The sequence below is a fragment of the Franconibacter helveticus LMG 23732 genome (assembly GCF_000463115.2).
Taxonomy (GTDB): Bacteria; Pseudomonadota; Gammaproteobacteria; order Enterobacterales; family Enterobacteriaceae; genus Franconibacter; species Franconibacter helveticus.
Genome location: NZ_AWFX01000038.1, coordinates 202,379 through 212,911, shown reverse-complemented (window position 1 = coordinate 212,911; position 10,533 = coordinate 202,379). Strand labels below are relative to the sequence as shown.

Here is a 10,533-nt window from a genome sequence, read left to right as displayed (position 1 = left end):
TGATCAAACTCTTCAATTAAAGTTTGATGCTCAATGAATTAAACTTCGTAATGAATTACGTGTTCACTCATGAGACTTGCTAATCATTTATCGTCCGAGGACGTTAAGATATCGCATCTCTGAGTGCCCACACAGATTGTCTGACAAATTGTTAAAGAGCAGTGCCGCTTCGCTATTTCTCAGCGGCGCGGGCTGCGTATACTACGCTTTCCCGCTTCAGAGTCAAGCATTAATTTTGCTTAATTCCGTTTTGATTCTTACTGCCAGGCCGGCTTGTTTGCCGTTGTGCCGTGTCAGTGGAGGCGCATTATAGGGAGTTCTGAGAGCCTGACAAGAGGAAATTTAAAAAAAATGCCTGACCGCGTACTTTTTCACCAAAACACATCATAACTGCTTATATATTGTGATATCTGCTGTTTTTTGCACCTCATCTTAGCGCCCGATGGCATACTACTGAGCGAGATAAAGCTAAAGGAATTGCTCACATGTCGTTATCCACGCAACAACTCGCGGCCCAAAAAAACCTTTCTTATGTTCTTGCCGCCAAACTGGCGCAACGCATATTAAAAGGAGAATACGCACCGGGAAGCATTTTGCCAGGCGAAATGGATTTGGGTGAGCAGTTTGGCGTAAGTCGCACCGCTGTCAGGGAGGCGGTGAAAACGCTTACCGCGAAAGGCATGCTTTTACCTCGCCCTCGCATCGGTACGCGAGTCATGCCGCAAAGCCACTGGAATTTCCTCGATAAGGAATTGCTCTCGTGGTGGATGACAGTAGAAGACTTCAATAATGTGGTGAACGACTTTCTGGTGATGCGACAAAGCCTCGAGCCCCAGGCCTGCGCGCTTGCCGCTCGTCACGGCAGTGAGGATCAGAAGCGCGAGCTGAAAGTGACGCTTGATGAGATGCTCTCGTTGAAATCCAAATTCGACCGCGAGCGTTGGGTTGAAGCGGATATGGCGTATCACGAGAAAATCTATGAGATGAGCGGCAATCCTTTCATGACATCTTTCGCCAGCCTGTTTCGTTCTATCTACTACACCTACTTCACTGCGATTACGCATAATGAAGTGATCAAGCTTGAGCTTCATCAGACCATTGTTGAGGCCATCCTGACGGGAAAAGGCGAAGTTGCTTTCGCCGCCTGCCAGACACTTTTGCAGAATAACGATATTCAAGAGTAATAACTTAACAACAGGATACGCATGACTAAAAAAGCGCGCAGTATGGCTGGTCTGCCATGGATAGCGGCCATGGCCTTTTTTATGCAGGCGCTGGACGCCACTATTCTTAACACAGCGCTCCCGGCTATCGCTCAAAGTCTTAACCGTTCCCCTCTGGCGATGCAGTCTGCCATTATCAGTTACACCCTGACTGTCGCCATGCTTATTCCCGTTAGCGGTTGGCTGGCCGACCGTTTTGGCACCCGCCGCGTTTTTATGCTGGCGGTAATGCTATTTACCCTGGGCTCACTGGCATGCGCGCTGTCCGGTTCTTTAGGCGAACTGGTTGTTTTTCGCGTAATACAGGGAATTGGCGGTGCAATGATGATGCCCGTCGCGCGCCTGGCGCTGCTTCGCGCCTATCCGCGCAGCGAACTGCTGCCAGTGCTTAACTTCGTCACTATGCCTGGATTAGTCGGACCGATTCTGGGGCCCCTGCTGGGCGGCGTGCTGGTTACCTGGGCTAGCTGGCACTGGATCTTCCTTATTAACATTCCCATTGGCATCGCCGGGCTACTGTACGCGCGCAAATATATGCCGAATTTCACTACGCCGCGCCGACGCTTCGATTTATCCGGTTTCTTTCTCTTTGGCCTGAGCCTGGTGCTGTTCTCCAGCGGCATGGAGCTTTTCGGCGAACGCATCGTCGCAACCTGGCTGGCGTTACTGGTTATTGCCAGCGGGTTGCTGCTTTTGCTGGCCTATATCTGGCACGCGCGCCGTCATCCGACGCCGCTTATCGCTCTGCCATTATTTAAAACGCGGACCTTTTCAGTCGGCATCGCCGGCAACATCGCGTCGCGTCTTGGCACCGGCTGCGTCCCCTTTTTGATGCCGCTGATGCTACAGGTTGGGTTCGGTTATCCGGCGTTTATTGCAGGCTGCATGATGGCGCCAACGGCGGTAGGCTCTATTCTGGCCAAGTCTGTCGTCACCAAAGTATTGAGAGGTTTTGGCTACCGTAAAACGCTGGTCGGTATTACTGTCTTCATCGGCCTGATGATTGCCCAGTTCGCTGTGCAGTCGCCAGGGAAAGAAGTGTGGATGCTGATATTGCCGCTGTTCATCCTTGGAATGGCAATGTCGACGCAGTTCACGGCGATGAACACCATTACGCTTGCGGATCTTTCAGATGAAAACGCCAGCGGCGGCAACAGCGTGCTGGCAGTGACGCAGCAGCTTTCCATTAGTCTTGGCGTGGCGGTCAGCGCTGCGGTATTGCGCTTTTACGAAGGATTTGAAAACGCCAATACCATTGAGCAGTTCCACTACACCTTTATTACTATGGGCGTGATCACCGTCATTTCAGCGGCAGTCTTTATGCTGCTGCGCCCGAAAGATGGCAATAACCTGATCAGAGAACGGCATAAAGCTAAAGCCTAAGCTGAACCGCGCTCCACCAGCTCAGGCGTAAGCTGAAGCCGCTGCTGCTGTAAGTCGGGCTGCGCCATACGATGAATAAGTACATCAATGGCCAGCTCGCCAAGTTCATCTTTAGGCTGATGAATAGTGGTCAGCGGCGGCGTCATATAGCGCGCCAGTTCGATATCGTCATAGCCTACCAGCGCCATATCCTGAGGAATGCGCAAGCCTGCCTGATAAAGCGCCTGGTAAGCGCCGACAGCCATCGCATCGTTACTCATAAACACGGCCTGAGGCGGTTCGCCCATCGCCAGCAACGTTTGCATGGCGTCGAAGCCGCCGCCAAACTCGAAGTCGGCATTAACTTCATATCCTTCTTTTATAGCAAGCCCGGCGCGCGCCATCGCATTGCGATATCCCTCAACGCGCAGACGCGCTGGCGTTTTATCAAGCGGCCCGGTAATGCAGGCGATGCGGGTGTAGCCTTTGTCTATCAAATATTGTGTAGCGATATCGCCGCCCAACAGCGAATTATCCTGAATCAAATCGCCCTCGCCGCCGAACGGCGCCCAGTCCATCATGACGGTAGGAATAGCCGGATAACGCCGCATGATCTCTGGCGAAGGTTGGTGCGTTTCGGTGCAAAGCAGCAATAAACCATCCACGCGCTTTTGCAGCAGCGTTTCAAGGTTGCGGTTCATACGCTGTTCGTCGCCGTCCGTATTGCAGAGCACCAGACTGTAGCCGCGCTCAAAGCAGCTGCGCTCCACGCCGCGAACCAGCTCAGAGAAAAAAGGGTTGGAGCTGGCGGTGATCAGCATGCCAATGGTGCGGGTCTGGTTAATTTTAAGGCTGCGCGCCAGCGCGGAGGGAGCGTAATTAAGGCTCTGGATCGCCGCCTCGACTTTTTCGCGAATGGTATCGCTGACAAAGCGATCGTTATTAATAACGTGAGAAACAGTGGAAGTTGACACGCCCGCAACGCGGGCGACATCTTTCATGGTCGCCACAATTTACCCCTGCTGCGCCAGAAAGTCGTCAATCTCCCTGCGCCACGGCACGGAAGGCTGCGCACCGGGCCGGGTAACGGCGATAGCCGCTGCCGCATGCGCGAAACGGATAGCCTCCGCCAGCGGTTTCTCTTCCAGCATGGCCGTTACCAGCGCGCCGTTAAAGGTATCGCCCGCCGCGATAGTATCAACAGCCTTGACTTTAAAACCTGGAATACGCTGCCCTTCACCTTTAACGCTTGCCCAGACGCCGCGGCTGCCGAGCGTGATAATCACGGTGTCGATGCCTTTAGCATGCAGCGCCGCCGCCGCTTTCGCCGCGTCGTCATCGTTTTTCACCGCGATGCCGGTAAGCTTTTCAGCTTCGGTTTCATTCGGGGTAATAATATCCACCAGCGCAAGCAATTCATCAGAAAGCATGCGGGCCGGCGCGGGGTTAAGAATAACGCGGGTCTGGTGGCGATGGGCGATTTTCGCCGCCGCCAGCACGCTCTCAACCGGCGATTCAAGCTGCATTAACAGAGCGGACGCCTGCGCGATGCGTTGATGCTGCGCTTCAACCAGCGCAGGCGTCAGCGCACCGTTAGCGCCAGCATTAATAGCAATCACGTTTTCGCCTTCGCCATTAACAAAAATCAGCGCCACGCCAGTGGGCTCGTCTTCTATTACGCTTACCGGGTCGACATCAATCTTGTCCTGAACCAGCTGTTTACGAACGCGGGCGCCCGTATCGTCGTTGCCCACACAGGCGATAAACGCAATATCTGCGCCGCTGCGCCCGGCCGCCACCGCCTGGTTTGCGCCTTTGCCGCCAAACGCCACCTGATAGTGGCTGCCGGTTACGGTTTCTCCGGGAGCGGGAAAAGCGTCCAGATTAAGAATATGGTCGGCATTAATACTGCCGAGAACGACGAGTTTGCCCACGCTACTCACCCTTATTTGTCCAGTTAAAGTGCGCCACATCCTGTGGCGCGTTGCCCTGCATTTCTTTTGATGTCTTTATTGTTTAACGACCAGTTTCAGGTCAACCGGGATTTTAGCGTGAACTTTTTCGCCTTTAAGCACTTTATCGGCAGTTTGTACGCCAATCGCGCCGATTTGCTCCGGCAACTGCGCGATAGTCGCGCCCAGCTTGCCGTCTTCTACCGCTTTCACGCCGTCTGCGGTGCCGTCGAAACCGACAACCAGCACATCAGACTTGCCTGCGGTTTGCAGGGCACGCAGCGCGCCCAGTGCCATTTCGTCATTCTGCGCGAAGACAGCCTGCACGTCCGGGTGCGCAGTCAGCAGGTTCTGCATGACGTTCAGCCCTTTGGTGCGGTCAAAATCGGCCGGCTGGCTTGCCAGTACGTTCAGTTTGTTCGCTGCCACGGCTTGCTGGAAGCCTTCGCCGCGCTCACGAGCGGCGGAGGTGCCCGCAATGCCCTGAAGCTCAATCACTTTCGCGCTCTGACCCGCTTTTTTAGCAATGTAGTCGCCCGCGATTTTGCCGCCAACCACGTTATCGGAAGCGACGTGGCTCACCACTTCGCCTTTAGCAGCCATGCGGTCGAGCGTAATAACCGGGATTTTCGCCTGGTTAGCCATCTTCACAGCGTTACCCACGGCGTCGGAATCGGTCGGGTTGATGAGCAGCAGTTTGGTGCCGCGAACAGTCAGATCCTGCACGTTAGCCAGCTCTTTCGCCGGGTTGTTTTGCGAATCCAGCACCACCAGGTTGTAGCCAAGCTTGTCCGCTTCTTTCTGCGCGCCATCTTTCAGCGAAACGAAGAACGGGTTGTTAAGGGTCGAGACAACCAGCGCGATGGTCTCTTTCGCCATCGCGTTCGCGCTGACGGTTGCGCTTAACGCAACGGCGGAAACCAGGGTAGCCAGCTTTTTCATGTTCATAGTCAGATGTCCTGTTGAGTAATGAGTTACTGCTTTTTGTTGTCTACCAGCACCGCCAGCAATATCACCACCGCTTTGACGATCATCTGGTAATAGGAAGAAACCCCTAATAAATTCAAACCATTATTCAGGAAACCAAGAATTAAAGCGCCGATCAATGTTCCAACAATACGGCCTTTGCCGCCTGCCAGACTGGTGCCGCCCAGCACGACGGCTGCGATCGCATCCAGTTCATAACCGGTGCCCGCCGTCGGCTGCGCCGAGGAAAGACGCGCTACTTCGATAACGCCCGCCAGCGCCGCCAGCAGGCCGGAGAGCGAGTAAACAATCACTTTGATTTTGTTAACGCTAATGCCGGAAAGGCGCGTCGCCGCTTCGTTACCGCCCAGCGCGTAGATATAACGACCAAGGCGGGTGTGGTGCAACATGTACCAGGCGGCGATAAAAACAATGGCCATGATCCAGACCGGCGTCGGAATACCCAGCGGACGACCGATGCCAAACCAGCCAAACAGGTCGGCGTTTTCGGTAAAGCCGGTATTCACCGGGCTGCCATTGGTGTAAACCATCGTCACGCCGCGCAGCAGCAGCATCATAACCAGCGTGGCGATAAACGCCTGCACGCGGCCTTTGGCAACAATCACCCCGGTCACGGCCCCGATTGCGGCACCTAAAGCCAGCGCCGCGGCAATGGCCACCAGCGCGTTGACTTCAATGCCGACAATCGAGGCGGCCACCGCTCCGGTCAGCGCCAGCAGGGAACCGACGGACAGATCGATTCCGGAAGTGAGAATGACCAGCGTCATGCCCACCGCCATAATGGCGTTCACGGAGGTTTGTTGCAGGATGTTGAACAGGTTGTTGAGAGTGAAAAAGTTCGGGCTCAGGGTTGAGACAATCGCAATCAGCACCAGCAGGGCTATCAGTGATTTCTGGTCCATCAGCCATGCTTTGCTGAAATAGCGGCGAGTCGCCACGGTATGGGTAGTCATGTCTTTTACTCCTGAGTCACACGATTCAGTTTGCCGACGGCTGCCGCCATCAGTACTTCCTGGGTGGCCTGCTCGCGTGTGAATTCACCGCCGAGATGCCCTTCATGCATCACCATGATGCGGTCGCTCATTCCCAGCACTTCCGGCATCTCGCTGGAGACCAGAATGATGCTAAGCCCTTCGGCCTTAAACTGGTTAATAAGCTGATAGATCTCTTTTTTCGCCCCAACGTCCACACCGCGCGTAGGCTCGTCGAGGATCAGCACTTTCGGCCGCGTCATCAGCCCGCGAGCAATGGCCACTTTCTGCTGGTTGCCGCCAGAGAGCAGGCCGATAGCCTGATCCATAGAAGGGGTCTTCACGTTAAACAGCCGGATAAAATCGCTGACCGCCTGCTGCTCATCTTTATGCTTCAGGCTGCCGACATCGCGGCTGAAATAGCGCAGCGCGGTAAGCGACATGTTCTCTTTAACCGACATGCCGAGCACCAGCCCGTCGCGTTTACGATCTTCAGAGATATAAACGATGCCGTTCGCCAGCCCGTCCTGGGGTGAGCGAGTCACCACGTCGCGCCCGTCCAGCTCCACGCGTCCGCCGGTACGCGGCAAGGCGCCGTAAAGCACTTTCATTAACTCGGTACGCCCGGCGCCCATCAACCCGGCCACGCCGAGAATTTCTCCTTTCTTCAGCGTAAAGCTGACATCATGGACGCCCGGGCCGGTGAGGTTCGCTACGCGCAAGCGAATGTCGCCAGGTGCTTTATCAAGACGCGGATACTGGTCTTCGAGCTTGCGGCCTACCATCATTTCGATAAGCGTCTCTTCGGTAAGCGTGTTTACCTCGCGTTCAGCAATAAACTGGCCGTCGCGAAAAACCGTTACGTCATCGCAAATCTCAAAGATCTCTTTCATGCGATGGGAGATATAAACAATGCCGCGCCCCTGCGCTTTCAGCTCACGGATCACGCGGAAAAGCGACTCGGTTTCCGTGTCGGTGAGGGCATCGGTCGGCTCATCCATAATGATGACTTTCGACTCGAAGCTCAGCACTTTGGCGATTTCCACCATTTGCTGATCGCCGATAGAGAGATCGCCCACCAGACGGTGGCTATTAAAACGCAGGTTCAGCTTCTTAAGCAGTTTGTCCGCTTCGGCATGCATGGTTTTCCAGTCGATTTTGCCGAAACGGTTAACAAACTCACGGCCCAGAAAGATGTTCTCGGCGATAGAAAGCTGCGGAATGAGGTTAAGCTCCTGGTGGATAATGCCGATTCCCGCTTCCTGAGAAGATTTCGGGCCGTTGAAGGCGGTCTCCTGACCGAGCCACTTCAGCGAACCGGCGTCTTTGGTATAGATGCCGGTCAGCACTTTCATCATGGTGGATTTTCCGGCGCCGTTTTCTCCCACCAGCGCCATCACGCGGCCGGGATAAACATTGAGCGCCGCGCCGGAGAGGGCTTTTACGCCAGGGAACGCTTTATCGATCCCTTTAAGTTGCAATAATGCTTCCATGACGGCCTCAGAAGGTTACGCCGGCACAGAGAATGATATTCGCATACGGGGAACACTCCCCGCTGCGAATCACCGCCTGACTGTCTGCGGTTTGTTTTTTGAACTGCTGGTGTGTGATGTAACGTACATCAATATGATTTCCCTGGTGCTGCTGTAGCTGCCTGATGTGCTCAAGCAACGTTTCGTGGAGCTGCGGATTGTGCTGCTTAATTTCTTCCGCCAGGTATGCCGCCTCGACCTGCATCTCTTTCGTGACCACTTCCACGACCTGCATGAAGGTTGGAACGCCCTGCGTTAAAGCCAGATCGATTCGCTCCGTCGTGCCGGGAATGGGTAAGCCTGCGTCGCACACCACAACCGTATCGGTATGACCAAGACGGGCGATGACTGAAGAGATGCCTGCGTTAAGTACGGTGCCTTTTTTCATTATTCTGCTCCAGTAGCGAAACGTTTCGCTGACGGCAGTTTAGTGAAAGGCATGTTCAGAAAACAATCGCGAAGTCGCGAAATTGTGATCGTTATCGAAACGTTTCGCTAACGTAAATTTTCGGGTATGAAAAAGAAAAACGCCCCGCTTTGCAGTGAGGCGTGAGAAAAGCCTTAGATTTCAACCTGGGTTCCCAGTTCGATGACCCGGTTAGGCGGGATTTCAAACTGATCAGGCGCTCTCAGGGCGTTGCGCTGGAGCAACAAAAACAGCTTGCCGCGCAGGCGAAGATACCAGGGACGGTCGCCGATAATCAGCGATTCGTGAGACATGAAGAACGAGGTTTCCATCATCCGGCAGCTTAAGCCTTCAAGCCCGCACCGGTGGAAGATCTCTTCCACGTTTGGCGTTTCTCGCCAGCCGTAGCTTGCCACAACGCGCCAGAAGGTTGGCGAAAGCTGCTCAATTTGCACGCGGCGAACATTATGAACATACGGCGCGTCTTCGGTGCGCAACGTCAGCAATATCACCCTTTCGTGCAGCACCTTGTTGTGCTTAAGGTTGTGCAACATCGCGAAAGGAATAACGTTCAGCGCGCGGGACATATAAACCGCAGTGCCAGGCACGCGCACCGGCGGAGATTTCTCCAGCGAGGCAATCATGGCATCCAGCGAGTTGCCATGCTCGTGCATGCGGCGCAGCAGGCGAAAACGCTCGCTCTTCCAGGTAGTCATGATGATAAACATCACGATGCCGAGACTTAACGGCAGCCAGCCGCCGGAGAACAGCTTGTCCAGGTTCGCCGAAAAGAGCGGGATATCCACACACAGGAAAGCGGTGCCGGTTAGCAACACGAAGACTTTATTCCAGTGCCAGTTTTTACGCGCGACGGTACAGGAAAGGATAGAGGTCAGCACCATCGTGCCGGTCACCGCAATACCATAAGCCGCCGCGAGGTTGCTTGAATGCTCGAAGCTGATTATCACAATCACTACCGCGAAGTAGAGCATCCAGTTAATCACCGGAATATAGATTTGCCCCGACTCCATTTCTGAAGTGTGAATAATACGCATCGGCGACAGATAACCCAGACGCACCGCCTGGCGAGTAAGCGAGAAGACGCCGGAGATAACCGCCTGCGAGGCGATAACGGTAGCAAGCGTCGCCAGAATCAACATCGGGATCAACGCCCAGTCCGGCGCCAGCAAAAAGAACGGGTTTTTAATCGCTTCCGGCGTTTTCAGCAGCAGCGCGCCCTGGCCAAAATAGTTCAGCACCAGCGAAGGCAACACTACGCTAAACCACGCCACGCGAATGGGCAGTTTGCCGAAGTGCCCCATATCGGCATACAGCGCTTCCACGCCAGTAATGGAGAGCACTACCGCCCCCAGCGCGACAAACGAGATCGTTTTATATTCAAGGAAGAAGTTCGCCGCCCAGACCGGATTGAGCGCCTGCAAAACTTCCGGGTTCCCCATAATGCCGCGCACGCCCAATACCGCCAGCACCAGAAACCAGGTAAGCATGATCGGCGCAAACAGTTTGCCCACCATACCGGTGCCGTGCTTCTGAATGATAAACAGCAGGGTAAGAACAATAATGGAAAGCGGAACGATATAGGCATCCAGCGAAGGCGCGGCTATCTCCAGGCCTTCAATGGCCGACATCACCGAAATAGCAGGCGTAATGACCACCTCGCCATAAAAGAAGCTGCCGCCAATCAGTCCCAGGATCACCAGAACGGAAGTCATGCGCGCCGACGTGTTGCGGCCCGCGAGCGACATCAGCGTAAGGATCCCGCCTTCGCCGGCGTTGTCAGCCCGCATGACAAAGGTGAGATATTTTATGGAAACAACAAAAATCAACAGCCAGAAAATAAGAGAAAGGAAACCGAAAACGGCATCCCGCTCGACGCCAAACCCGAACTGTCCTGACAGACACTCTCTTAAGGTATAAAGCGGGCTGGTGCCGATATCACCGTAAACCACCCCGATTGCTGCCAGCGTAATGGCGGGCAGCGATTGCTTATTGTCAGTGCTCATAGACTAATCTTTCGTTGGGAGAAATGGGTGTGCTTAGTCCCTTGGCCCACAAAAAGCGCACAGTATGCACGATTCG

General features: G+C 54.5%; 9 protein-coding genes. 2 read left to right on the top strand and 7 right to left on the bottom strand.

The genetic code is table 11. The annotated features are described in order from the left end of the window. Nucleotides 1-485 precede the first annotated feature (485 nt). Nucleotides 486-1,184 (top strand): FadR/GntR family transcriptional regulator, encoded by a 699-nt coding sequence (locus DW56_RS09985; RefSeq protein WP_024553601.1) that lies wholly within the window; start codon nucleotides 486-488, stop codon nucleotides 1,182-1,184. 21 nt (nucleotides 1,185-1,205) lie between these two features. Then, nucleotides 1,206-2,606 carry a multidrug transporter subunit MdtD gene (mdtD, locus tag DW56_RS09980; RefSeq protein WP_024553602.1) on the top strand — a complete coding sequence of 467 codons (1,401 nt, stop codon included), beginning with the start codon at nucleotides 1,206-1,208 and terminating at the stop codon, nucleotides 2,604-2,606. Here mdtD and rbsR read toward each other — a convergent pair. From rbsR to kup, 7 genes are all read right to left on the bottom strand, one after another. Then, nucleotides 2,603-3,586 (bottom strand): ribose operon transcriptional repressor RbsR, encoded by a 984-nt coding sequence (rbsR, locus tag DW56_RS09975; RefSeq protein ID WP_035889841.1) that lies wholly within the window; start codon nucleotides 3,584-3,586, stop codon nucleotides 2,603-2,605. The genes mdtD and rbsR overlap by 4 nt on opposite strands. 12 nt (nucleotides 3,587-3,598) lie before the next feature. After that, the gene (gene rbsK, locus DW56_RS09970; RefSeq protein ID WP_411431236.1) at nucleotides 3,599-4,558 is read right to left on the bottom strand and encodes a ribokinase; all 960 of its coding nucleotides are present in this window, start codon (nucleotides 4,556-4,558) and stop codon (nucleotides 3,599-3,601) included. Nucleotides 4,559-4,594: 36 nt separating this feature from the next. After that, a complete protein-coding gene (rbsB, locus tag DW56_RS09965; protein ID WP_024553605.1) occupies nucleotides 4,595-5,485 on the bottom strand; it encodes a ribose ABC transporter substrate-binding protein RbsB in 891 nt (296 codons plus the stop codon). 26 nt (nucleotides 5,486-5,511) lie between these two features. Continuing rightward, a complete protein-coding gene (gene rbsC / locus DW56_RS09960; RefSeq protein WP_024553606.1) occupies nucleotides 5,512-6,477 on the bottom strand; it encodes a ribose ABC transporter permease in 966 nt (321 codons plus the stop codon). Nucleotides 6,478-6,482: 5 nt separating this feature from the next. Continuing rightward, nucleotides 6,483-7,988 carry a ribose ABC transporter ATP-binding protein RbsA gene (gene rbsA / locus DW56_RS09955; protein ID WP_024553607.1) on the bottom strand — a complete coding sequence of 502 codons (1,506 nt, stop codon included), beginning with the start codon at nucleotides 7,986-7,988 and terminating at the stop codon, nucleotides 6,483-6,485. A gap of 7 nt (nucleotides 7,989-7,995) precedes the next feature. After that, the gene (gene rbsD, locus DW56_RS09950) at nucleotides 7,996-8,415 is read right to left on the bottom strand and encodes a D-ribose pyranase (RefSeq protein ID WP_024553608.1); all 420 of its coding nucleotides are present in this window, start codon (nucleotides 8,413-8,415) and stop codon (nucleotides 7,996-7,998) included. 173 nt (nucleotides 8,416-8,588) lie between these two features. Further along, nucleotides 8,589-10,457, bottom strand: a complete 1,869-nt coding sequence (gene kup, locus DW56_RS09945; RefSeq protein ID WP_024553609.1) for a low affinity potassium transporter Kup — start codon at nucleotides 10,455-10,457, stop codon at nucleotides 8,589-8,591. Nucleotides 10,458-10,533: the final 76 nt, after the last annotated feature.